The sequence below is a fragment of the Streptomyces sp. Rer75 genome, assembly GCF_013414305.1.
GTDB lineage: Bacteria > Actinomycetota > Actinomycetes > Streptomycetales > Streptomycetaceae > Streptomyces > Streptomyces himastatinicus.
This window is the reverse complement of the sequence record NZ_CP058693.1, coordinates 2,605,183-2,628,798: the sequence shown is the minus strand read 5'-3', so window position 1 is coordinate 2,628,798 and position 23,616 is coordinate 2,605,183. Positions and strand designations below refer to the sequence as shown.

The window sequence follows — 23,616 nt, the reverse complement described above, 5'->3', positions numbered from 1 at the left end:
TGTACGAACGGCGGGTGGGGCCGTGGGCGGCAGGGCCGGAACGCATCTCCCGCGCACGGCCCGCGAGACCCCTTCCGACGAGCCGGGCAGCCGCATCGTCGCAGGTCACACTTAGGTACACCTAAGTGACGCACTCCACCGGAAGCTCCCTCCGTTCTCGCTTGTACCTTGCCGAAGAATTACGCAACAATGGCGTTGTGAAATACGCGAGCGAGGCTCCCGAGGGACGCGCGGCCGAGTCGGCCGCGCGGTCCGGCGTGCCTGCCGTGACCGCTCCGGAGGAGCAGCACGGCACCCGGAACCGGGTTGCCCGCTCCATCCTCGACCACGGCCCGTCCACCGCCGCCGAGCTCGCCCTGCGGCTGGAGCTGACCCAGGCGGCCGTGCGGCGCCACCTCGACACCCTCGTCGCCGACGGCGTCGTCGAGCCCCGCGAGAAGAGGGTGTACGGGGCGCGGCGGCGCGGCCGCCCGGCCAAGGCGTTCGCCCTGACGGACTGCGGCCGTGACGCCTTCGACCAGGCCTATGACGATCTCGCCGTCGACGCCCTGCGCTGGATCGAGCAGAGCGCGGGCGGCGGCGAGAAGGGCCGGGCCGCCGTCGCGGCGTTCGCCCGCGCCAGGCTCGCCGCCCAGGCCGAGGGATACCGCGGCGCCGTCGAGGCGGCCGCCCCCGGGCGGCGTACCGAAGCCCTGGCGGGCGCACTGTCCGCGGACGGGTACGCTGCTACGGCGCGCAGCGCGCCGGTCGGCGAACAGCTCTGCCAGCACCACTGCCCGGTCGCCCACGCAGCCGAGCGATATCCGCAGCTGTGTGAGGCGGAGACCGAGGTCTTCTCCCAGCTGCTCGGGACTCATGTCCAGCGTCTGGCCACCATCGCCCATGGCGACGGGGTGTGCACGACGTTCATTCCGAAGACCGGACACCAGGCCGGACAGACCGACACCGCGGTCGAGAAGACCGACCACCGCATCACCAAGACCACCACAGCATCTGCCAGCACGGCCGGGAGGAACCCCGAATGACTCTCCCCACGGAGACTGCTCACCCCGAGCTTGAGGGTCTGGGCAACTACGAGTACGGCTGGGCCGACTCCGACGTGGCCGGCGCCTCTGCCAAGCGCGGCCTCTCCGAGGAGGTCGTCCGCGACATCTCGGCGAAGAAGTCCGAGCCGGAGTGGATGCTCAAGCTCCGCCTCAAGGGCCTGAAGCTCTTCGACAAGAAGCCCATGCCCACCTGGGGCTCGGACCTGTCGGGCATCGACTTCGACAACATCAAGTACTTCGTCCGCTCCACCGAGCAGCAGGCCGCCTCCTGGGAGGACCTGCCCGAGGACATCAAGAACACGTACGACAAGCTGGGCATCCCGGAGGCCGAGAAGCAGCGCCTCGTCGCGGGTGTCGCGGCCCAGTACGAGTCCGAGGTCGTCTACCACCAGATCCGCGAGGACCTGGAGCAGCAGGGCGTCCTCTTCCTGGACACCGACACCGCGCTCAGGGAGCACCCGGAGCTCTTCAAGGAGTACTTCGGCACGGTGATCCCGGCGGGCGACAACAAGTTCGCCTCGCTGAACACGGCGGTGTGGTCCGGCGGCTCGTTCATCTACGTGCCCAAGGGCGTCCACGTGGACATCCCGCTCCAGGCGTACTTCCGGATCAACACCGAGAACATGGGCCAGTTCGAGCGGACGCTGATCATCGTCGACGAGGACGCCTACGTCCACTACGTCGAGGGCTGCACCGCGCCGATCTACAAGTCGGACTCGCTGCACTCCGCGGTCGTCGAGATCATCGTCAAGAAGGGCGGCCGCTGCCGCTACACGACCATTCAGAACTGGTCGAACAACGTGTACAACCTGGTCACCAAGCGCGCCGTGGCGTACGAGGGCGCGACCATGGAGTGGGTCGACGGAAACCTCGGCTCCAAGGTGACCATGAAGTACCCGGCCGTCTACCTGATGGGCGAGCACGCCAAGGGCGAGACGCTGTCCATCGCCTTCGCGGGCGAGGGCCAGCACCAGGACGCCGGCGCCAAGATGGTGCACATGGCGCCCCGCACCTCCTCGAACATCGTCTCCAAGTCGGTGGCCCGGGGTGGTGGCCGCACCTCCTACCGCGGTCTCATCGAGATCGGCGAGGGCGCGGAGGGCTCCAAGTCCAACGTGCTGTGCGACGCCCTGCTGGTCGACACCGTCTCGCGCTCGGACACCTACCCGTACGTGGACGTCCGCGAGGACGACGTGTCCATGGGGCACGAGGCGACCGTCTCGAAGGTCAGCGATGACCAGCTCTTCTACCTCATGAGCCGCGGTCTGTCCGAGGACGAGGCCATGGCGATGATCGTGCGCGGCTTCGTCGAGCCGATCGCGCGCGAGCTGCCCATGGAGTACGCGCTGGAGCTCAACCGGCTGATCGAGCTGCAGATGGAGGGCGCGGTCGGCTGACGCCGCCGCCCTTCCCGCCCCGCCATCGGGGCACCCCCGTGTAAGCCCCAGAAGGCAGAAAGCGAGCAGTACGACAGCCATGGCTGAAACCATTCCGGCCGGATCCACCACGGACGGCGTCATCCAGGTGGGGCAGCAGCCCATCGACGCGCGGGTGAGCGCCCCCGCGTCGTACGACGTGGCCGACTTCCCCGTGCCCCACGGGCGCGAGGAGGACTGGCGGTTCACGCCGCTGGAGCGGCTGCGCGGCCTCCACGACGGCACCGCCGTCGCCGACGGCGGCGTCAAGGTCGAGGTGTCCGCCCCCGAGGGCGTCACCGTCGAGACCGTGGGCCGTGACGACGCCCGCCTGGGCAAGGCCGGCAAGCCGGTGGACCGGGTGGCGGCCCAGGCGTACAGCTCCTTCGAGAAGGCCTCGGTCGTCTCCGTGCCCAAGGAGAAGGTGCTCACCGAGCCGGTGCGGATCGCCGTGCACGGCGAGGGCGGCACCGCCTTCGGCCACCAGGTGATCGAGGTCGGCGCCTTCGCCGAGGCCGTCGTCGTCATCGACCACACCGGTGACGCGACGCTCGCCGCCAACATCGAGTACCTGATCGGCGACGGCGCCAAGCTCACCGTCGTCTCCGTCCAGGACTGGGACGACACGGCCGTCCACGCCGGTCAGCACACCGCGCTGGTCGGCCGGGACGCCACCTTCAAGTCCGTGGTCGTCACCTTCGGCGGCGACCTGGTCCGGCTGCACCCGCGCGTCGTCTACGGCGCTCCGGGCGGTGAGGCCGAGCTGTACGGCCTGTACTTCACCGACAACGGCCAGCACCAGGAGCACCGGCTCTTCATCGACCACGACACCCCGCACTGCCGCAGCAACGTGGCCTACAAGGGCGCGCTGCAAGGCAAGGACGCGCACGCGGTCTGGATCGGCGATGTGCTGATCCGCGCCGCGGCCGAGGGCACGGACACCTACGAGCTGAACCGGAACCTGGTCCTCACCGACGGCGCCCGCGTCGACTCGGTGCCGAACCTGGAGATCGAGACCGGCGAGATCGTCGGTGCCGGTCACGCGAGCGCGACCGGCCGCTTCGAGGACGAGCAGCTGTTCTACCTGATGGCCCGCGGCATCCCGGCCGACGAGGCCCGTCGTCTGGTCGTCCGCGGCTTCTTCGCCGAGCTGGTCCAGCAGATCGGGCTGCCCGAGCTGGAGGAGCGCCTCATCGCCAAGATCGAGGCCGAGCTGGAGGCGTCCGTATGACCGAAACCTTCGTCCGCGCCTGTGCGCTGACCGAGCTCGAAGAGGACGCCCCCAAGCGCGTCGAGCTCGACGGCGTACCGGTCGCGCTGGTGCGCACCGAGGGCGAGGTGTTCGCGGTCAACGACATCTGCTCGCACGCGAACGTCTCGCTGTCCGAGGGCGAGGTGGAGGACTGCCAGATCGAGTGCTGGCTGCACGGCTCCAGCTTCGACCTGCGCACCGGCAAGCCGTCCGGCCTTCCCGCGACGCGCCCCGTCCCCGTATACCCCGTAAAGATCGAAGGGGACGACGTGCTCGTCTCCGTCACCCAGGAGTCCTGAGGCACCCATGGCAACGCTTGAGATTCACGACCTGCACGTCTCCGTCGAGGCCGAGGGCGGCCCCCGCGAGATTCTGCGCGGCGTCGACCTGACCGTGAAGCAGGGCGAGACGCACGCCATCATGGGCCCCAACGGCTCCGGCAAGTCCACCCTGGCGTACTCGCTCGCCGGTCACCCGAAGTACAAGATCACCGGCGGCACCGTCACCCTCGACGGCGAGGACGTGCTGGAGATGTCCGTCGACGAGCGGGCCCGCGCCGGTGTCTTCCTCGCCATGCAGTACCCGGTCGAGGTGCCCGGCGTCTCCGTCTCCAACTTCCTGCGCACCTCCGCGACCGCGATCCGCGGCGAGGCGCCGAAGCTGCGCACCTGGGTGAAGGAGGTCAAGGAGGCCATGCAGCGCCTCTCGATCGACCCGTCCTTCGCCGAGCGGAACGTCAACGAGGGCTTCTCCGGCGGTGAGAAGAAGCGCCACGAGATCCTCCAGCTGGAGCTGCTGAAGCCGGCCATCGCGATCCTCGACGAGACCGACTCCGGTCTCGACGTCGACGCCCTGCGCGTCGTCTCCGAGGGCGTCAACCGCGTCCGCGAGTCCGGCCAGGTCGGCACCCTGCTGATCACCCACTACACGCGCATCCTGCGCTACATCAAGCCCGACCACGTCCACGTGTTCGCCGCGGGCCGGATCGCCGAGTCCGGCGGCCCGGAGCTGGCCGACAAGCTGGAGGAAGAGGGCTACGAGGAGTACGTGAAGGGAGGCGTCTCCGAGTGACACAGCTGCCGGGCCTCCTCGACACCGAGGCGATCCGCAAGGACTTCCCGATCCTGGACCGCACGGTCCACGACGGCAAGAAGCTCGTCTACCTGGACAACGCGGCGACCTCGCAGAAGCCGCGCCAGGTCCTGGACGCGCTGAACAGCTATTACGAGCGTTCGAACGCCAATGTGCACCGTGGCGTCCATCTGCTCGCGGAGGAGGCCACGGCGCTGTACGAGGGCGCCCGGGACAAGGTCGCCACCTTCATCAACGCTCCCAGCCGCGACGAGGTGATCTTCACCAAGAACGCGTCGGAGTCGCTGAACCTGGTCGCCAACATGCTCGGCTGGGCCGATGAGCCCTACCGGGTGGACCAGGACACCGAGATCGTCATCACGGAGATGGAGCACCACTCCAACATCGTTCCGTGGCAGCTGCTCTCGCAGCGCACCGGCGCGAAGCTGAAGTGGTTCGGCCTCACCGAGGACGGCCGTCTCGACCTGTCCGAGATCGAGCAGGTCATCACGGAGAAGACCAAGGTCGTCTCCTTCGTGCTGGTCTCCAACATCCTGGGCACGGTCAACCCGGTCGAGGCGATCGTCCGCCGCGCGCAGGACGTCGGCGCCCTCGTCGTCATCGACGCCTCCCAGGCCGCCCCGCACATGCTGCTGGACGTCCAGGCGCTCCAGGCCGACTTCGTGGCCTTCACCGGCCACAAGATGTGCGGCCCGACCGGCATCGGTGTGCTGTGGGGCCGCCAGGAGCTGCTGGAGGATCTGCCTCCGTTCCTCGGCGGCGGCGAGATGATCGAGACCGTCTCGATGAACTCCTCCACCTACGCCCCGGCGCCGCACAAGTTCGAGGCCGGTACGCCCCCGATCGCCCAGGCCGTCGGCCTCGGCGCGGCCGTGGACTATCTGGCCTCGGTCGGCATGGACAACATCAACCGCCATGAGCACGCCCTGACCCACTACGCGGTCGGCAGGCTCCTGGAGGTGCCCGACCTGCGCATCATCGGCCCCACCACGGCCGAGGAGCGCGGCGCGACGATCTCCTTCACGCTCGGCGACATCCACCCGCACGATGTGGGCCAGGTCCTCGACGAGCAGGGCATCGCCGTCCGGGTGGGCCACCACTGTGCGCGTCCGGTGTGCCTGCGGTACGGAATTCCTGCGACCACGCGAGCGTCGTTCTATCTGTACTCCACGCCGGCCGAGGTGGATGCCTTGGTCGACGGGCTGGAGCACGTACGGAACTTCTTCGGCTAGGGGATGCCACGTGAAGCTGGATTCGATGTACCAGGACGTCATCCTGGACCACTACAAGCACCCCCACGGTCGGGGGCTCAGGGACGGCGACGCCGAGGTACACCACGTCAATCCCACCTGCGGTGACGAGATCACCCTCCGGGTACGGCTTGACGGCGAGACGATCGAGGACGTGAGCTACGAGGGCCAGGGCTGTTCCATCAGCCAGGCGAGCGCGTCCGTGCTCAACGACCTGCTGGTGGGCAAGGAGCTGAGCGAGGCTCGCAGGATCCAGACGACGTTTCTGGAGCTGATGCAGTCCAAGGGCCAGCTGGAGCCGGACGACGCGATGGAAGAGGTGCTGGAGGACGCGGTCGCGTTCGCCGGTGTCTCCAAGTACCCGGCCCGGGTCAAGTGCGCGCTGCTGAGCTGGATGGCATGGAAGGACGCCACCGCTCAGGCCCTGGGTGAAGGCGCTGAAGGGAAGACCGCATGACTGAGAACGTGGAAACGACCACCAAGCCCGCGAGCGAGGAAGAGGTCCGCGAGGCCCTCTACGACGTGGTCGACCCCGAGTTGGGCATCGACGTGGTCAACCTCGGCCTCGTCTACGGCATTCACGTCGACGAGAGCAACATCGCCACCATCGACATGACGCTCACCTCCGCGGCTTGTCCGCTGACCGACGTCATCGAGGACCAGGCGAAGTCGGCGGCCGACGGCATCGTCAACGAACTGCGGATCAACTGGGTCTGGATGCCGCCGTGGGGTCCCGACAAGATCACCGACGACGGCCGTGAGCAGCTGAGGGCGCTCGGCTTCAACGTCTGAGGGTCTCCGTCGAGGTTGTGCGAAGCGGCCCCCGCGCACAGGCGCGGGGGCCGCTTCGTGTGTTCCGGGTCCTTTTATGTGTACACCTGTACGCATCGTTGTGTACGATCGTACGCATGGGATACCTGACGCTCTCCGGTGCGATCCTCGCCGAGGTCCTGGCGACCACCTCGATGAAGTACAGCGACGGCTTCAGCAAGCTCTGGCCCTCGGTCGCCACCGCCCTCGGCTACGGGATCGCCTTCGTCCTGCTCGCCCAGACGCTCAAGACGATCTCCGTCGGTACCGCGTACGCCGTCTGGGCCGGGGCCGGGACCGCCGTCATCGCCGCGATCGGAATGGTGTTCCTCGGCGAGGCGGTGACCGCCGCGCGGGTGATAGGGGTGCTGCTGGTGATCGCCGGGGTCGTCGTGCTGAACCTCGGCGGGGCCCACTGATGGGGCGCCGCTACGACCCCGAGCGACGGCAGCGGATCATCGACGCCGCGATCACGGTGGTGGGCGAGCGGGGGATCAGCGGGCTGAGCCACCGGGCCGTGGCCGCCGAGGCGGACGTACCGCTCGGATCGACCACGTACCACTTCGCGACGCTGGACGATCTGCTGGTCGCCGCGCTCGAGCAGGTCAACACCGAGTGTCTGGCCGATGTGGAGCGCATCGAGCGCGACGCACCGCCCGGGATGCCGCTCGCGGACCAGATGGCGTGGCTGATGGAGCAGATGCTGACGGGCGACCGTAAGCGGCTGGAGCTGGAATACGAGCTGTATCTCGTCGGCCTGCGCCGCGCGACGGTGCGGCCGATCGCCGCCGCGTTCCTCGACCGGATGGCCGCGCTACTGGAGCGGCGCACCGGCGATGTGGACGTCGCGCGGGCCGTGAACGCCCTGTTCGACGGGATGCTGTTGCAGATCCTGCTGACCGGGCGGGAATTCGACCGGGAGGAGGCGCGGGCGGCGTTCGCCCGCGTGACCGGCTGAAGGTGCCATGCCCCTGTCTGCTCCCTGGGACCGGTTAGCCTCCGGGGCCCGCCTCCGGTTAGCGTGCTGACCATGACCGATGCAGCCACCACCACCCGCACCACCGGCGCCGTCGCCGCCGGGCTCGCCACCCTCACCGAGGACGGCACCGTTCTGGACACCTGGTTCCCGGCCCCCGAGCTGGCCGACGCGCCCGGCCCGGCCGGGACCGAGCGGCTCGACGCCGAGCGCACCGCCCAGCTCCTGGGCGAGACCGCCCTCAAGGCGCTCGGCCCGGACCCGCGCCGTGGCGTCGAGATCGTCGCCGTCCGCACGGTCATCGCCTCGATCGACGACAAGCCGCTCGATGCGCATGACGTGTACCTGCGGCTGCACCTCCTCAGCCACCGGCTGGTCAAGCCGCACGGGCTGAGCCTGGACGGCCAGTTCGGCCTGCTCGCCAACGTCGCCTGGACCTCGCTCGGCCCCGTCGCCGCCGACCAGGTCGAGCGCGCCCGGCTCGCCGCCCGCGCCGAGGGTCTGCACCTGTCGGTGACCAGCGTCGACAAGTTCCCGCGGATGACGGACTACGTCGTTCCGGCCGGTGTCCGCATCGGTGACGCCGACCGCGTACGGCTCGGCGCGCACCTCGCCGCCGGGACCACCGTCATGCACGAGGGCTTCGTCAACTTCAACGCGGGCACGCTGGGCACCTCCATGGTCGAGGGCCGCATCAGCGCGGGCGTCGTCGTCGGCGACGGCTCCGACATCGGCGGCGGCGCGTCGATCATGGGCACGCTGTCCGGTGGCGGCAAGCAGACCATCACCATCGGCGAGCGCTGCCTGCTGGGCGCCGAGGCGGGCCTCGGCATCTCCCTCGGCGACGACTGCGTCGTCGAGGCGGGCCTGTACGTGACGGCGGGCACCCGGGTGACCCTCCCGGACGGCAAGATCGCCAAGGCCCTCGAGCTGTCCGGCGCCACGAACCTCCTCTTCCGCCGCAACTCCACGACCGGCGCGGTCGAGGTCCTGCCGCGCACGGGGTCGTGGGGCGGGCTCAACGAGGCGCTGCACAGCCACAACTGACCGGCTTCGGGGGCTGCGCCCCCGGCCCCCGCTCCCGGGCGGCCTCGCCCGGGAGCGGTGCCTGCGGCGTTGCACGGCCAGGGCTGATCACGGCGTGCCGGGGGTGGGGGATTCCCCCACCCCGCCCCTTCCCGAAACCGGGGCTGCGCCCCCGGACCCCGCTTTGGGCGATCCCCGGGTGGGCCACCCGGGCGCACCGCCTCGTGGGGCGGGCTCAACGAGGCGCTGCACAGCCACAACTGATCCGCTTTGGCGGTCAGGTTGCCGTTGCGTAGGTGGCGGCCAGTTCGGCCGTTACGGTTGCGTCCGCACCGAAGAGGGGCGGGCGCACCGTTCCGCCGGGGCGGCCCAGGGTGCTCAGGAGTGCCTTGGCGGTTACCGCGCCGGGGAGGTGGGACATCATCGCGTCGATGAGCGGGGTCAGCGCGAGATGGCGGCGGGCGGCCTCTTCGGGGTCGCCCGCGTCGTACGCCTCCAGAACGCCCCGCACCTCGCGCGGCGCCACGTTCGCGACCGTGCTGATGCAGCCGACCGCGCCGATCGCCCTGAGCGGCAGGTTCAACTCGTCGCAGCCGGAGTAGTAGGCGAGCCCGGTGGCGGCCATCGTCCGCGCCGACTTCATCAGGTCGTACGCGCAGTCCTTCACCCCGGTCACGCGGGGGTGTTCCGCGAGGCGGCACAGGGTGTCGTACGAGAGCGCGACGCCGGTGCGGAAGGGGATGTCGTACAGCGTGACCGGGATGCCGACCGCGTCGGCGACCATGCGGAAGTGCGCCTCGACGGCCTCCTGCGGTGGGCGGCTGTAGTACGGGGTGACCACCAGCAGCCCGTGCGCGCCCGCCTTCTCGGCGGCCCGCGCGAGCGCGACGGCATGGCCCGTGTCGTTGCTGCCCACCCCCGCCACGATCCGCGCCCGGTCCCCGACGGCTTCTGCCACGGCCTGGATGACCGCCGTCTTCTCGGCGTCGGTGGTCGTCGGCGACTCCCCGGTGGTCCCGCCCAGCACGAGCCCGTCGCAGCCGCCCTCGTCGACGAGGGCGGCTGCGAGGTGTTGGGTGCCGGGGAGGTCGAGGTCGCCGTCCCGGGTGAAGGGGGTGACCATGGCGCAGGCGAGGTGGGAGCTGGGCATGACGGAAGTGTCGTGCGGCGGGATGCCGTAGGTCCACTTAAATCTTCTTGGGGTGGGTGTGTAGGGCTGCTACGGGGTTGGGGGGGTGGGTGTTACTTTCCCCCGCCCCGCCCCTTCCCGAAACGGGGGACACCCCCGCCCCCGACACCTCCGCCCCGGCGGCGGGCCGGGGTCCGCCCGCCCGGGTCCGGGCAGGCCGCGCTGGCCTGGACCGCGGGGCAGGTGGTCCGGGGGCCGGGGGTGTCCCGCGGTTTCGGGGAGGGGCGGGGTGGGGGAACAACCGCGGAGCCGCGGTCAGGGGCGGATGCGGACGATTTGGGGGTCGTGGTCGCTGGACTGGTCGGCGAACTCCGCGTTGATGTGGACGATGTCGTAGTCCGGGCCGCGCAGCGCCCGGCTGGTCAGGATGTGGTCCAGCACCTGCGAGTTGCCGTTGTAGACGTACCCGTACCGCTCACCCCGCGGCAGGCTCGTCACCAGGTCCGTCAGGACGCCGCCCTTGGTGAGGGCGGACAGCGCCGGGGAGAACTGGTAGTCGTTGAGGTCGCCCGCGACGACCACCGCCGCCTTCGGGTCGGCGGCCAGCAGGGACTTCACGAAGGTGTTGACCGCCGTGGCCTGGCCCGTGCGCTGGGTTTCGGAGGACCGCGCGGGAGGCTGGACGCGGGCGTCGAGGCCCTGGTCGCCGCCCTTGGAGTTGAAGTGGTTCGCGACCACGAACACCGGGCGGCCCCGGAAGGCGAACTGCCCGACCAGCGGCTTGCGGCTGGCCTTCCACACGTCGCTGCCCGGCTCGATACGGCCGGGGGAGGCCGACAGGGCCGCCTTGCCGCCGTCCTGAACGACCTTCACCGGCGTTGTCGCGTCGCCGCCCGGGGTGTCGGTGAAGGAGACCCGCTTCGGGTTGTACAGGAAGGCGACCCGGATGTTGCCGCCCGGCTCGCCGCCGTCCTGGTCGTCGGCCGGGTTGATCTGCCGCCACTCATACGCCGGGCCTCCGGCGGCCGCGATGGCGTCGGTCAGCTTCCTCAGGGTGGCGTCGGTGCTCACGACCCCGTCGTTGGTGGCGCCGTTGTCGTCCTGGACTTCCTCCAGGGCGACGATGTCGGGCGAGGCGAGGTTGTCGACCAGGCCGGACGCGAGGCGGTCGAACTTCGACTGCGCGGTCTTGGGGGAGAGGTTCTCGACGTTGTAGGTGGCGACCGACAGCTCGCCGGACTTCTGCTTGCGGGTGCGCTCCCGCGTCAGCCCGCGGTCGTCCAGGGTGCCCAGCGCGCCGGCGGCGATCGTGTAGCCGCCGAAGTTGTCGTAGTCCAGCGGTCCGGCCGTCGTCCCGGTCAGCTTGTCGCCGACGTCGGCCACGGGGAAGGGGTGTTCGGCGTAGGGGAGGAGGGAGGCGACCTTGAGGCGGCCCGCGTTCGGGTCGCGGTACGTGTCGTAGAGGGCGCCGCCGCGCGCGGTGCGCTTGTGGCGCGGTTCGGCGGTGACCCACAGCTCCTTGTACGGGGTGGTCGCGCCGACCACGGGCGCGTCGGCGACCGAGACCCGCATGCCCTCCAGTGACTCGTACCGGTCCAGGGCGTACGAGCGGGGCCGCAGCGTCCGGCCCTCCAGGGAGCCGTCGGGGGCGTACCGGTCGGGGACGGTGGACGGGTTGAGGCGGAAGGCGGCGGGCAGCTCACCCGACTGCGATTGGACCGTCCAGCTCGCCTTGGAGATCTCGGTCAGGGACTGGAGACCGGCCGAGGCCCCGCCCGGGTAGTACTCGGCTACCGTGCCGCTGACCAGGACCGCGTCCCCGACGGTGACGGTCGGGGTGGTGGAGCCGGTGAAGACGAAGATCGCCTCGCTGGTGGCCTGGTCGGCGTCCGGCCGGGGGTCCTGGATCCAGAAGCCGCGCGACGAGCCGAAGGAGCGCACCGCCGTGACCGTGCCGGGTACGTCGGTCACCTGCTTCCCGGCCAGCGGGGATATTCGGGTGCTGCCCTGGATGTCGTGGATGCGGGCCGTCTCGGCGGACGCCGACGCGAAGGCGGACGACGGGCCGACGAGCAGCCCTGCCGCGACAGCGGTGACGGTGACGGCGACGGATGTGCGCCGGGCGCGTGGGGACATGGTGGTGGCCTCCGGTGCGGAGTGAACAGAGGGACAGGGTGGCCTCTACGCGCGTCAATCTCTTGTCTCCGTACGACAGTTGTCAAGAGTGGTCAGGTGTACGGCCCCGGACCAGCGGATGAACAGACACACGAACGGCTGGGGGAACGCGGCGGGCGGCCACATCGGGACGAAACTGCCCCCGCGTTCCGTCTACGCTGGGGGGTCGGGCCGTGCGCCCCGTGCCCTCCGTACCGCCATCCGCCGAGGAGACTTCCGCATATGCCAGAAGACCGCCCCACCATGCCGCCCGTGCGGCTCCGCAGCGAAGCGGAACTCGCCCGGGACGCGCTCGCCGCGCCGCTTCTCGCCCGCGCGGTACGGCTCGCCCGCTGGGCCGAGCCCGGAAAGCCGGTGGCGTCGGGGGGCGTGCTGTCGGCGGATGATCTGCGGGCGGCGGTGGAGCTGCTGGACCTCGCGGCGGACGAGGACGGGGCCGAGCACGCCGCCCAGGCGTGGCAGCTGGCCGTCGACACCGGGCTGGTCGCGATCCAGGAGTCGCAGGAGTCCCAGGAGTCCGCGGCGGACGACTCCGCAGAGGGCTCGGCGGACGACGCAGAGGACGACGACACCGCGGCCGACGGCGAGCGTGAGCCCGCCGCCACCGCGACCAGCGGCGAGGAGCTCCAGCTGATCACGGGCGGCAGCCCGCAGGACGTCCTCGACATCTGGCTCGACGGCTTCGAGACCGTCCTCGCCGACGCCGCCGCGCCCGACCTCGGTGACCTCGTGGACCAGATCAGCGAGGGCGGCGAGATCGACCTCGACTCGATCGACTGGAACCCGGAGGAGGAGGCCGAGTTCCTGGACGGGATCCTCGGCAACCTCTACCTGCTCACCGCCATGGACGAGGAGGCGGCCGTCGGCTCGGTGCCGCTGCCCGCGCTCGTCGCCTCCATGGTCGTCCCCGACGACATGGACGAGCCCACCGACGACATCCTCGAAGAGGTGTCGGAGGCGATGGTGCGGCTGGACGACCAGTTCCGGCTGCTCGCCCCGACCGGCCTGATCGACTACCAGCCGGTGGACGAGGCGCTGATCGAGGAGGTCGACGGCGAGGTCCGGCTCCACGAGTCCGAGGCGGCGCGGGAGCAGGCGGCGCAGGACGAGGAGGAGGACGTCTCCCGCTACGGCATGGTCCGCCTCACTCCCCTCGGTGTCTACGCCATCCGCTCCCGCATGCTCGACGCGGGCATCGACGCCCCGGTCGTCGGCGACCTGGCCGACAAGGGCGCGGACGTCCTGCTGGACACCCTCCCCGCCCACCCCGAGTCCGCCGCCCACGCCGAGGCCGAGCTGTGGCTGGGCCGCCGTACGCCGGACGGGGCCGCCCGGGAGCTCCTGGCCGCCGCCCGCGGTGACGACGAGGGCGCCCCGCTGCGCCGCCTCACCTGCCAGCAGACGCTGTCGCTGGTCGGCGACGCGGCCGAGCCCGCGCTGCGGGAGGTGCTGGACGACCGCCACCTGGGCGGGCTGGCCCGGGTGTGGCTGGCCGAGCACGGCGCCAGGGACGTCCCGGAGCCGTCGGAGAGCATGGTCTTCTGGCTGACGGTGGATACCCTGGCCGCGCAGCTCGCCACGGAGGACGACTCCGAGGAGCTGCGGGACCTGGTGCGCGGGCTGGTCGACCAGTCCGGCGGGTTCTTCGAGTCGGCCTGGCGGGTGGACCACCCGGCGACGGCCGACGTGCTGGAGGCGATGGGGCGGCTGCACCCGGACAAGAAGGCCGCGAAGGAGGCCCGGAAGGCCGCCTTCAAGGCCCGCTCCCGGGCGTAACGGCGGGGCGGTAGCGGCAGCGGATAACGAACAGCGAGACATCGACGGGCCCGTTTGGTCCGTCGATGTCTCATTCCGTTCAACTGCTGTTCGGTCTGGGGCGAAAATCTATCCGCGCAGTGCGCAGCCGCGCGCAGCATGGCGTCCTCAGCCAGGCCCTCGCCGCTCAGGAGAAAAAGATGCCCCTCACCCGAAGAGACTTCGCGAAGCGCTCCGCGTACACCGGGGCCGGGTTCGCCCTCGTCGGCAGCGCCGGTGTGCTCGGCACCGCGCCCGGCGCCCTGGCGTCGGAAGACACCGGCACCGCCGCGGAGCACGGTGGCGACGGCGCCGCACGGCTCGGCTACGGTCCGCTCGTCGCCGACCCCAAGGGCATCCTCGCCCTGCCCGAGGGCTTCACGTACCGGATCATCACCCGCACCGGTGAGACGACGCTGGAGTCCGGCGAGTCCACCCCGTCCAACCACGACGGCACCGCCACCTTCGAGGGCCCCCGCGGCGCGACGCTGCTCGTCAACAACCACGAGCTGGCCGGTCCCCGCAAGGACTGGCCGCACCCCGTCCCCCTGATCGACGGCCTGGTCTACGACCCGGCGGCGTCCGGCGGCTGCACCGTGGTCGAGGTCGCCAAGCACGGCGACCATGTCTCCGAGTGGGTGGGCATCGCGGGCACCGCCACCAACTGCGCGGGCGGGCGCACCCCGTGGGGCACCTGGCTGACCTGCGAGGAGACCGAGGACAAGGCCGGTCAGAACGGCATGACCAAGGATCACGGCTACGTCTTCGAGGTCGACCCGCAGGACCGCAAGGCGAACCGCAACCCCAAGCCGATCAAGGCACTGGGCCGGTACGCGCACGAGGCAGTCGTCGTCGACCCCAAGCGCGGCCACCTCTACCTCACCGAGGACGCCTCCGGCCCGAACGGTCTCCTCTACCGCTGGGTCCCGCCGCACGGCTTCGAGCACGGCCGCGGCCAGCTGCGCACCCTCAAGGACGACGCGGGCGTGCTCCAGGCGCCCAAGTGCTACGACTCGGGTGGCCACTTCGTGGACGACCTGTCCCGCGCCACCAAGACCGGCACGGTCTACGGCGTGGACTGGGAGACGGTGCTGGACCGCGACGCCAAGTCGGTCTCCGTCCGGAAGCAGTTCAAGGACGGCGAGATCACCCGGGCGCGCAAGCTGGAGGGCATGTGGTGGGCCGACGGGGGCGCGTACATCGTCTCCTCGTACGCCCGTGAGGAGAGCCCGGTCCAGCACGACGGCCAGGTCTGGTTCTACGACCCCAAGCGCCGCACCCTCACCCTCAAGGTGCTGCTGGGCGTCAACCCGGACCCGTCGAAGGACGGCGCGTTCGACGGCCCGGACAACATCACCGTCTCGCCGTACGGCGGTCTGGTGATCGCCGAGGACGGCGAGGGCATCCAGCACCTGTTCGGGGCGACGGACGACGGCCGTACGTACCCGATCGCGCGCAACGACCTGAACATCGGCTCGGCGGAGGAGCCTGAGTTCAGCGAGTTCACCGGCGTGGTCTTCTCGCCCGACGGGGGGACCCTGTACGCCAACATCCAGGACCCGGGCATCATGCTGGCGATCACCGGCCCCTGGCGCCGCCAGCGCTGAGGCGGGGAATCCTGCGGGCGCGTGGTGCGCTGACATGAGGGTGACCTCACGTCTGCGCACCATCCCCTTCTCCATCCTGGACCGCTCCCGCACCCGGCAGGGGCGGGAGCGGTCCGAGGCGCTGCGCGACACCGTACGGTTCGCGCAGCAGGCCGAGGCTCTGGGTTTCCACCGCTTCTGGGTCTCGGAACACCACAGCGTCCCCGGCGTCGCCGGGTCGGCGCCCACCGTGCTGGCGGCCGCCGTCGCGTCGGCGACGGCCCGCATCCGGGTCGGCACCGGCGGCGTGATGCTGCCGAACCACCGGCCGCTGGTGGTGGCGGAGCAGTTCGGGGTGCTGGCCTCCCTCTTCCCCGGCCGCATCGACATGGGGCTCGGCCGCTCGGTCGGCTTCACCGACGGCATCCGCCGGGCGTTGGGCGCCGAGAAGGACGCCGCGCAGGACTTCGGCGCGCAACTGGCCGAGCTGCTGGGCTGGTTCACCGGCGAGCAGCGTACGTACCCCCAGGTCCACGCCCACCCCGCGGAGGGCCTGACCCTGCCCGCCTTCGTCCTGGCGACGGGCGCGGGCGCGGACGTGGCGGCCGAGGCCGGATTGGGACTGGTCATCGGCGATCTCCGCGGCCGGGACCGCATGCTGCGCGCGATCGACCGCTACCGGGCGGGCTTCCGGCCCTCCGCGTGGTCGTCCGCGCCGTACGTCGTCGTATCGGGCAACGTGGCCGTCGCCGACACGACGGCCGAAGCGCGCCGCCTCCTCACCCCCGAGGCCTGGGCGATGGCCCACTCCCGCACCCGCGGCAGCTTCCCCCCGCTCACCCCGCCGGAGGAGATCGCCACCCTGGACATGACGGAGAAGGAGCGCGGCTTCTACGAGGAGGGGCTGAGCGGTCAGCTGTACGGCACGGAGGACGAGGTGGCCGCCGCGCTCGACGAGCTGATCGGGCGCAGCGGTGCGGACGAGGTACTGGTGACGACCAGTACGTACGACCGCGACGCCCTGCTCGACTCCTACCGGCGCCTGGCCCGGGTGGCGGACCTGGCAGGGAGCCCGGTGTCCGCCTAGGGGTGTCTTGCCCGGAGAACCCGGGGGGAGATCTTTTCGGGGGTGCCGGGTTCGTTTACGCTGTCGCTCGCTCGAACAATGGGCGGTAGTCCAACGGGGGTGAGGTCGGCATGTCCCGACAACTGGGCTGGCCGACCGCGCCGCCACCACCTCGCCCACTGGGCCATGGTGATCCCGCCGAGACCGGTCCGTACCGGTTGGAGGGGGTTCTCGGGGCGGGCGGAATGGGCCGCGTCTACCTGGGGCGTACGCCCGCCGGAAGCGCGGTGGCGGTCAAGGTGGTGCACCGCGAGTACGCGGGCGACGCGTCGTTCCGCAAGCGGTTCGAGCAGGAGGTGGCCGCGGCCCGGCGGGTGCAGGGTCTCTATACGGTGCCCGTGGTCGACGCGGATCTCCAGGCCGATGAGCCGTGGCTGGCCACGGCCTACGTTCCCGGCCCGTCGCTCCAGCAGGCGGTGGCCGACGGGGAGCCGTTGTCGGTTGACGCGACGCTGGGGCTGACCGCCAGGGTGGCCGAAGCCTTGCAGTCCATCCACGCGGCCGGTGTGATCCACCGCGACCTGAAGCCGTCCAACATCATCCTCACCGGTGACGGGCCCAAGGTCATCGACTTCGGTATCGCCCGGGCGGCGGACGTCACGTCGGTGACCGCCACCGGGATGCGTACCGGTACGCCGGCCTATATGGCGCCCGAATACATCAGGGGGCAGAGCGTCACCGAGGCCGGTGATGTGTTCGCCCTCGGGGGCGTCGCCCACTTCGCCGCCACCGGACGGCTCCCCTTCGGCGGCGGCGCCGACCACGGTGTGATCTACCGCGTCCTGGAACACGCCCCCGACCTCGACGGCTGCCCCGAGCCCGTCCGGGGCATCGCCGCCCGCTGCCTGGAGAAGGACCCGGCGAAGCGGCCGACCCCGGCCGAGGTCATCGAGCTGTGCCGAAGGGTGTCCGAGGCGGGAGCCGCCGACGCGGCGGAAATCGCCGACGCCCACACGCGTACCGCCGTGTCGCTGTCAGGGTCCGAGCCCGTGACACCCGGCGCCCCGGGCTCACCCAACGCCCCGGGCACGCCCGACGCCGTGACACGTACCGCACGGTCGCCGCGCGGTTCCGGGCCCGCCGTCCCCGTACCGCCGCCCGCTCCGGCCGTGGACGACCCGGCACGGGGGACACCGTCGGGGGCGGACACCTCGGCGAACCCGCCGGTCCCGGGCCCCCTCACCGCCCCCGCCGCGGGGCTGCCCCTCGTGCTCAGCGGAATCGGGATCTTCGTCCTCGCCATCATCCTGATCGCCGTCTACCTCCCCGACTCCGCCCCTGACCGCGGTCCCGACTACCCCTATCGCTCGTATCTGCCCACCACCTCCATCGGCCCCACCGGGAAGTCCAGGGAGGCCCAAGGCATGGCGTTCAGCCCGGACGGCAAGACACTCGCCACCGGCAGCGACGAGGGCAAGGTGCGACTGTGGGATGTCGCCAGCCGCAAACCCAAAGCCACCTTCATCCAACGTGACAGCGTCGGCAATGGCGGGTTCGCGAACCGCAGCGTGGCGTTCAGCCCCAACGGCAAGCTCCTCGCCGCCACCAATATGACCGGCTGGGTGACCCTGTGGGACGTGGCCACGCACCGGCAGATCCGCTTCCTCCACAGCGGCGGCGAAAGCGTGGCCTTCAGCCCGGACGGCAAGCTGTTCGCCACTGGCAGTGAGGGCGACGCGGTGTTCCTGTGGGACACCAACGGCCGCGGGGACGAGCCAGTCGCCTACTTCGACCCCGGCACGACCGTCAGGGATGTGGCCTTCAGCCCGGACGGCCGGACGTTGGCGTCGGCGGGCGACGACTCGGGCAGCAATCTCACCCCGAAGCACGCGGCGCTGCTGTGGGACGTGGCGGGCCGTGACCCGGAGCCGTACGGCCAAGGCGATCCACGTGCCACCCTTTCCACGGTCCAAGGAGTCTTGAGCGTGGCGTTCAGTCCGGACGGCAAGACGCTCGCCACCGGCGGCTCCGACGACGACGTGCGGCTGTGGGACGTGGCCGCCGGCCGCCGCACGGCCACCCTCAGCGACTACTACCAGGCGGTGGTCGAGGACTTGGCGTTCAGTCCGGACGGCAAGACGCTCGCCGCCCCCGGCGGAAATGGGCTGATGCTGTGGAACGTGGCCGACCGCAAGCCGCGTGCCATCCTGTCGACCGGCGCACAGGGGGCGGACAACGCGATCCAGGACGTGGCCTTCAGCCCGGACGGCCGCCTCGTCGCGGGCAACGACAGCAAGTCCCGCACGGTACGGCTGTGGAAAACCCCCAAGTGAACGGTTGAGCTCAGTCGGCCGACACCTTCTCCCACACCGAGACATGCCGGGGACTGTCGTTGGTGAACGGCTCCCGCGCCCACCCCTCCCACCGGTCGCGCAGCCGCATCCCGGCGAGCCGGGCCATCAGGTCCAGCTCCGCGGGCCATACGTACCGGAAGGGGAACGGCGTGTACGTGGCCCGGCCGTCCTCCGCGATCTCCAAGTGGTGCGAACTCATCTCCTGGGTGGCGACGTCGTACGTGTCGAACCCCCAGCGCGTGGCGCCGACGCGGAACGGCACGACGTGCTGCCCCGGGGGCAGCTTCCGCAGCTCCGGGATCGTCACCTCGATGACGAAGCAGCCGCCGGGGGCGAGGTGCCGCGCGACGTTGCGGAAGCACGCCACCTGGGCGTCCTGCGTCGTCAGATTCATGATCGTGTTGAAGACGAGGTACGCGACGGAGAACGTGCCGTCTGCTCGGGCGGTGGCGAAGTCGCCGATCGTCACCCCGATCGCGTCCCCGCCCGGCTTGTCGCGCAGCCGGGCCACCATCGCCCGGGACAGCTCGATCCCATGGACCGGAACCCCGCGGGCCGCCAGCGGCAGCGCGATACGCCCCGTTCCGATGCCCAGCTCCAAGGCCCGCCCGTCCCCGGCGAGCCCCGCCAGCACGTCGACCACCGGGCCCACGACACCCGGCTCGAACATCTCCGCCGCCGACTCGTCGTACGTCGCCGCGACGCGCCCTCCGAAGTGCCCGTCCTCGTCGTCATCGCTCATGGCCGGGACGGTACTGCGGGGGCGTACTTGATCGCGCCCCATTTTCGGCCCCGCCCCGCCCCGGCGGCGGTTGTTTCCCCCACCCTGCCCCTCCCCGAAACCGGGGGATACCCCCGGCCCCCCGCTGCGCCCGAGGCTGCGTGCGCCCTCTGGCGCGGTCGCGGGGCCCGGGTTGCTCCCCCGGGTCGGGGACAGGGGGCGGACGAGGGGCCCGCCGGGCGCGGGCCCCGGCCCGCTCAGCGCGGAGCTGCCGGGGGCCGGGGTGGGGAACGAAGCGCGCCCGGGGTCAGAGGGCCTTGCCTGCGGGCTTCGCCATGCCCCGCACCGTGCGCGAGTCGACGTACTCGCCCATCGCCGTCATCTCCCACTCGCCCGAGAACTGCTTGATCAGCTTCGCCATCATCACGCCCGTCCGCGGCTCGGCGTGGGTGATGTCGAAGCGGACCAGTTCCTCGTTCGTCTGGGCGTCGACCAGGCGGCAGTACGCCTTGGCCACGTCCGTGAACTTCTGGCCGGAGAAGGAGTTGACCGTGAAGACGAGGCCCGTGACCTCCGGGGGGAGGCCGCCCAGGTGGACGGTGATGGTTTCGTCGTCGCCGCCGCCCTCACCGGTGAGGTTGTCGCCGGAGTGCTGGATCGCGCCGTTGAGGATGGCCAGCTTGCCGAAGAAGCACGCGTCGATCTTCTTGCGGTCGACGCCGAAGGCGATCACGGAGGCGTCGAGGTCGATGTCCGCGCCGCGGAAGGCGGGCTCCCAGCCGAGGCCCATCTTGACCGACGACAGCACCGGCTGACCGCCCTTGACCAGGGAGACGGTCTGGTTCTTCTGGAGGCTCACCCGGCCCTTGTCCAGGTTGATCTTCCCCGTGGAGGGCGGGGCGCTGGGCATGGGGGGCGGGGGGACCGCTGCCGCCGGGCCGGTGGGCGGGGGCGCTTGGGTGACCGGGGGAGCGGTCGGTGCGGCCGGGGCGGCCGGGGCGGCGGGTTCTTCCACCGTTACGCCGAAGTCCGTCGCGATGCCCGCCAAGCCGTTCGCATAGCCCTGCCCCACGGCCCGCACCTTCCAGCCCCCGCCCCGCCGGTACACCTCGACGACCACGAGCGCGGTCTCCGTCCCCAGCTGGGGCGGGGTGAACGTGGCGATCACGGCGCCGTCGTCCGCCCCGCGGACGGTCGCGGTCGGTTCGGTGCCCGCGAAGGTGGCGCCGGGGGCGTCCAGGCTCGCGGTCACCACGATCTTGTCGATGTCGGGGGGAACGGCGGCGGTGTCGACGGTGATCGCGTCACCACCGCCCCCGGCCCCGGCGCGGTGGGTCACGCCGGGGCCGGTGGGCTGGTTGTAGAACACGAAGTCGTCGTCGGAGCGCACCTTGCCGTCGGTGGTGAGCAGCAGGCCCGAGACGTCGAGCCGCACGGGCGCGGTGACGTCCACCGCCACGCGCGCGACGGTGAGGGGGAGGTTCGAGCCGGGAGTCATAGCGGTCATGCCCGGGGTAACGAACGTCCCCCTTTTACGGTTCCTTGACCTGCCCAGCCACCCAGCTCGCGATGAGCGTGCGCCGCGCGCTCACTTCGGGTCGCGGTTGAACTGCGCCGTCGACCATCGGTAGCCGAGGGCGGTCAGGCCGACGCACCAGGCGATCGCGAGCCACCCGTTGTGGCCGATCTCGGTGCCGAGCAGCAGGCCGCGCAGGGTCTCGATGGCCGGGGTGAACGGCTGGTACTCGGCGATCGGCTGGAACCAGCCCGGCATCGTGTCGGCCGGGATGAAGGCGCTCGAGATGAGCGGGAGGAGGATCAGCGGCATCGCGCTGTTGCTGGCTGCCTCGGCGTTCGGGCTGGCCATACCAATGCCGACCGCGATCCAGGTGAACGCCAGGGCGAACAGCACGAGCAGCCCGAACGCCGCCAGCCACTCCAGGGCCGTGGCGTCCGTGGACCGGAAACCGATGGCCACGGCGACGGCACCGACGAGGACCACGCTGGCGATGCACTGGAGCACGCTGCCGACGACGTGCCCGATGATCATGGAGCCGCGGTGGATCGCCATCGTACGGAAGCGGGCGATGAGGCCCTCGCTCATGTCCATGGAGATGTACACCGCGGCCCCGACCACGGTGCTGCCGATGGTCATCATCAGAATGCCCGGGACGATGTAGGCGATGTACTCGGAGCGGTCGGCGCCACCGCCGCCGATGCCCGCGCTCATCACGTCGCCGAAGATGTAGACGAAGAGCAGCAGCATCATGATCGGCGTGAGCAGCAGGTTCAGCGTTGCGGACGGGTAGCGCAGCGCGTGCAGCAGGTTGCGGCGCAGCATCGTGTTCGAGTCGCGGACGGCGAGGGGGATCCGGGCCGGGCGGGCGGGAGCCAGGGGAGCGCTCATCGGACGTGCTCCTTGGGCTGGTTGGGGACGTCGGCCCCGCCGGTGAGGGCGAAGAACACGTCGTCGAGGTCGGGGGTGTGCACGGTCAGCTCGTCCGCCTCGACGCCGGCCGTGTCCAGCCAGTCGAGGATGGAGCGCAGCTCGCGCTGGCTGCCGTCGCTGGGGATTCGCAGCGACAGCGTCTCGTCGTCCCGGGTCACCTCACGCAGCGCGGAGGCGGCCGACTGATACGCGGACGGGTCGGTGAAGCGGAGCCGCACGTGCCCGCCGGGGATGAGCCGCTTCAGCTCCGCGGCGCTCCCTTCGGCGGCGATCTTGCCGTCGTTGAGCACGGCGATGCGGTCGGCCAACTCGTCGGCCTCGTCCAGGTACTGCGTGGTGAGGAAGACGGTGACCCCGTCGGAGACCAGCCCGCGGATGACGCCCCACATGGTGTGGCGGGAGCGCGGGTCGAGGCCGGTGGTGGGTTCGTCGAGGAAGATGATCCGCGGGTCGCCGACCAGGGTCATGGCGATGTCGAGGCGGCGCTTCATGCCGCCGGAGTAGGCGGAGGCGGGCTTCTTCGCGGCCTCGACCAGGTCGAAGCGCTCCAGCAGCTCGGCGGCGACCCGCCGCCCCTCGCGCTTGGACAGGTGGTGCAGGTCCGCCATGAGGAGCATGTTCTCCTCGCCGGTGATCAGCCCGTCGACGGCGGAGAACTGCCCGGTGACACCGATCGCGGCGCGCACGGACTGCGGGTCGGAGGCGACGTCGTGGCCCGCGACCCGGGCCTGGCCGCCGTCGGCGGTGATGAGGGTGGAGAGGATCTTGACGGCGGTGGTCTTGCCCGCGCCGTTCGGCCCGAGCAGCGCGAACACGGACCCGGCCGGGATGTGCAGATCGATGCCGTCGAGGACGGTCTTGTCGCCGTACGACTTGCGGAGGCCGACGGTGGAGATGGCGGCGACCGACGACGGGTGACTGTTGCGCTTACTGGATGTGGGCATGACAGATGAAGGCATGGAGCCCTCCCGTTCGAAGGCCGAAGTGACTGGGGGTGTTGCCGTGCCGTGCCGGGCGCGGACGGCGGCGAATGCCGCCGTCCGGCGCCGTGACGGTGTCAGGTGCCGCAGCCGGGCGAGGTCGTGCGCGCGGCTACTGGGGCGCCTCGGCCTCGTTCTCCTCGGCGCGCGCGATGTCGTCGGTCAGCTGCTTCCGCGCGCGAGGGGGGACGTAGCCGCCCTCCGTGTAGTTCCGGGCGAACGCCTCGACGAACTCCACCGGGTCTTCCCCGACGACCTCGCTGATCGGCGTTCCGTCCGCCGCGGCCTGCTCGAACAGGTCGGCGAGGTCTTCGAACATCGACGCACTGCTGTCGCCGTCGGTCGGCACGAAGTGCATCAGGTACCGCTCGATCGCTCCGACCGCCGTGCGGTGGTTCTCGGGGAGCTCCTTGACACGCGCCTTGTACGCCTTCCAGCGCTTCTTGGGCCCGATCACCTTCGAGATGAAGCCGGTCTTTTCGCCATCGGACATGG

The 23,616-nt window shown here is 70.9% G+C and carries 22 protein-coding genes; 15 read left to right on the top strand and 7 right to left on the bottom strand.

Annotation, left to right across the window (positions count from 1 at the left end; all coding sequences use genetic code 11):
* The first annotated feature begins 197 nt into the window (after positions 1-197).
* The 11 genes from HYQ63_RS10920 to dapD all read left to right on the top strand — a co-directional run bounded on the left by HYQ63_RS10920 (position 198) and on the right by dapD (position 8,888).
* On the top strand, positions 198-1,025 hold the full coding sequence (locus tag HYQ63_RS10920; protein ID WP_179933646.1) for a metalloregulator ArsR/SmtB family transcription factor: 828 nt from the start codon (positions 198-200) through the stop codon (positions 1,023-1,025).
* Entirely contained in the window at positions 1,022-2,443 is a 1,422-nt protein-coding gene (gene sufB, locus HYQ63_RS10915) for a Fe-S cluster assembly protein SufB (RefSeq protein ID WP_123099619.1), read from the top strand. Before HYQ63_RS10920 ends, sufB begins: the two co-directional genes overlap by 4 nt.
* Positions 2,444-2,522: 79 nt before the next feature.
* On the top strand, positions 2,523-3,692 hold the full coding sequence (sufD, locus tag HYQ63_RS10910) for a Fe-S cluster assembly protein SufD (protein WP_179933645.1): 1,170 nt from the start codon (positions 2,523-2,525) through the stop codon (positions 3,690-3,692).
* Entirely contained in the window at positions 3,689-4,012 is a 324-nt protein-coding gene (locus tag HYQ63_RS10905) for a bifunctional 3-phenylpropionate/cinnamic acid dioxygenase ferredoxin subunit (protein ID WP_123099621.1), read from the top strand. The genes sufD and HYQ63_RS10905 overlap by 4 nt, the downstream gene beginning before the upstream one ends.
* A gap of 7 nt (positions 4,013-4,019) precedes the next feature.
* The gene (gene sufC / locus HYQ63_RS10900; protein ID WP_009718820.1) at positions 4,020-4,784 is read left to right on the top strand and encodes a Fe-S cluster assembly ATPase SufC; all 765 of its coding nucleotides are present in this window, start codon (positions 4,020-4,022) and stop codon (positions 4,782-4,784) included.
* On the top strand, positions 4,781-6,037 hold the full coding sequence (locus tag HYQ63_RS10895) for a cysteine desulfurase (RefSeq protein WP_179933644.1): 1,257 nt from the start codon (positions 4,781-4,783) through the stop codon (positions 6,035-6,037). Before sufC ends, HYQ63_RS10895 begins: the two co-directional genes overlap by 4 nt.
* Positions 6,038-6,047: 10 nt before the next feature.
* Positions 6,048-6,512: a Fe-S cluster assembly sulfur transfer protein SufU gene (gene sufU, locus HYQ63_RS10890; RefSeq protein ID WP_063732186.1), complete on the top strand. Its 465-nt coding sequence runs from the start codon at positions 6,048-6,050 to the stop codon at positions 6,510-6,512.
* Positions 6,509-6,847, top strand: coding sequence for a metal-sulfur cluster assembly factor (locus HYQ63_RS10885; protein WP_009718823.1), 339 nt, complete (start codon positions 6,509-6,511; stop codon positions 6,845-6,847). The genes sufU and HYQ63_RS10885 overlap by 4 nt, the downstream gene beginning before the upstream one ends.
* Before the next feature lie 116 nt (positions 6,848-6,963).
* Positions 6,964-7,284: a multidrug efflux SMR transporter gene (locus tag HYQ63_RS10880; RefSeq protein WP_179933643.1), complete on the top strand. Its 321-nt coding sequence runs from the start codon at positions 6,964-6,966 to the stop codon at positions 7,282-7,284.
* Positions 7,284-7,823 (top strand): TetR/AcrR family transcriptional regulator, encoded by a 540-nt coding sequence (locus tag HYQ63_RS10875; protein ID WP_179933642.1) that lies wholly within the window; start codon positions 7,284-7,286, stop codon positions 7,821-7,823. The genes HYQ63_RS10880 and HYQ63_RS10875 overlap by 1 nt, the downstream gene beginning before the upstream one ends.
* 72 nt (positions 7,824-7,895) lie before the next feature.
* A complete protein-coding gene (gene dapD, locus HYQ63_RS10870) occupies positions 7,896-8,888 on the top strand; it encodes a 2,3,4,5-tetrahydropyridine-2,6-dicarboxylate N-succinyltransferase (protein WP_123105627.1) in 993 nt (330 codons plus the stop codon).
* 256 nt (positions 8,889-9,144) lie between these two features.
* Here dapD and dapA read toward each other — a convergent pair whose 3' ends face one another.
* Positions 9,145-10,017, bottom strand: coding sequence for a 4-hydroxy-tetrahydrodipicolinate synthase (gene dapA, locus HYQ63_RS10865; RefSeq protein WP_179933641.1), 873 nt, complete (start codon positions 10,015-10,017; stop codon positions 9,145-9,147).
* A 294-nt stretch (positions 10,018-10,311) separates the two neighbouring features.
* Entirely contained in the window at positions 10,312-12,132 is a 1,821-nt protein-coding gene (locus HYQ63_RS10860; protein WP_179933640.1) for an endonuclease/exonuclease/phosphatase family protein, read from the bottom strand.
* Between the two features lie 261 nt (positions 12,133-12,393).
* On the opposite strand from HYQ63_RS10860, the gene HYQ63_RS10855 reads away from it, so the two are divergent.
* From HYQ63_RS10855 to HYQ63_RS10840, 4 genes are all read left to right on the top strand, one after another.
* Positions 12,394-13,947 carry a hypothetical protein gene (locus tag HYQ63_RS10855; RefSeq protein WP_179933639.1) on the top strand — a complete coding sequence of 518 codons (1,554 nt, stop codon included), beginning with the start codon at positions 12,394-12,396 and terminating at the stop codon, positions 13,945-13,947.
* Positions 13,948-14,126: 179 nt separating this feature from the next.
* Positions 14,127-15,572 (top strand): alkaline phosphatase PhoX, encoded by a 1,446-nt coding sequence (locus HYQ63_RS10850; RefSeq protein ID WP_179933638.1) that lies wholly within the window; start codon positions 14,127-14,129, stop codon positions 15,570-15,572.
* 34 nt (positions 15,573-15,606) lie between these two features.
* The gene (locus HYQ63_RS10845; protein ID WP_179933637.1) at positions 15,607-16,638 is read left to right on the top strand and encodes an LLM class flavin-dependent oxidoreductase; all 1,032 of its coding nucleotides are present in this window, start codon (positions 15,607-15,609) and stop codon (positions 16,636-16,638) included.
* A gap of 110 nt (positions 16,639-16,748) precedes the next feature.
* Positions 16,749-18,950 carry a WD40 repeat domain-containing serine/threonine protein kinase gene (locus tag HYQ63_RS10840; protein ID WP_179933636.1) on the top strand — a complete coding sequence of 734 codons (2,202 nt, stop codon included), beginning with the start codon at positions 16,749-16,751 and terminating at the stop codon, positions 18,948-18,950.
* Positions 18,951-18,960: 10 nt separating this feature from the next.
* On the opposite strand, the gene HYQ63_RS10835 is transcribed toward HYQ63_RS10840, so the two are convergent.
* The 5 genes from HYQ63_RS10835 to HYQ63_RS10815 form a co-directional block, all read right to left on the bottom strand.
* Complete coding sequence (locus tag HYQ63_RS10835) at positions 18,961-19,713, bottom strand: class I SAM-dependent methyltransferase (protein WP_179933635.1); 753 nt, start codon at positions 19,711-19,713, stop codon at positions 18,961-18,963.
* Positions 19,714-19,999: 286 nt separating this feature from the next.
* The gene (locus tag HYQ63_RS10830) at positions 20,000-21,199 is read right to left on the bottom strand and encodes a TerD family protein (protein WP_179933634.1); all 1,200 of its coding nucleotides are present in this window, start codon (positions 21,197-21,199) and stop codon (positions 20,000-20,002) included.
* A gap of 81 nt (positions 21,200-21,280) precedes the next feature.
* Positions 21,281-22,099 carry an ABC transporter permease gene (locus HYQ63_RS10825; protein ID WP_179933633.1) on the bottom strand — a complete coding sequence of 273 codons (819 nt, stop codon included), beginning with the start codon at positions 22,097-22,099 and terminating at the stop codon, positions 21,281-21,283.
* On the bottom strand, positions 22,096-23,085 hold the full coding sequence (locus tag HYQ63_RS10820) for an ATP-binding cassette domain-containing protein (protein ID WP_179933632.1): 990 nt from the start codon (positions 23,083-23,085) through the stop codon (positions 22,096-22,098). The genes HYQ63_RS10825 and HYQ63_RS10820 overlap by 4 nt, the downstream gene beginning before the upstream one ends.
* A gap of 148 nt (positions 23,086-23,233) precedes the next feature.
* Positions 23,234-23,614, bottom strand: coding sequence for a DUF1048 domain-containing protein (locus HYQ63_RS10815; protein WP_179933631.1), 381 nt, complete (start codon positions 23,612-23,614; stop codon positions 23,234-23,236).
* Positions 23,615-23,616 lie beyond the last annotated feature (2 nt).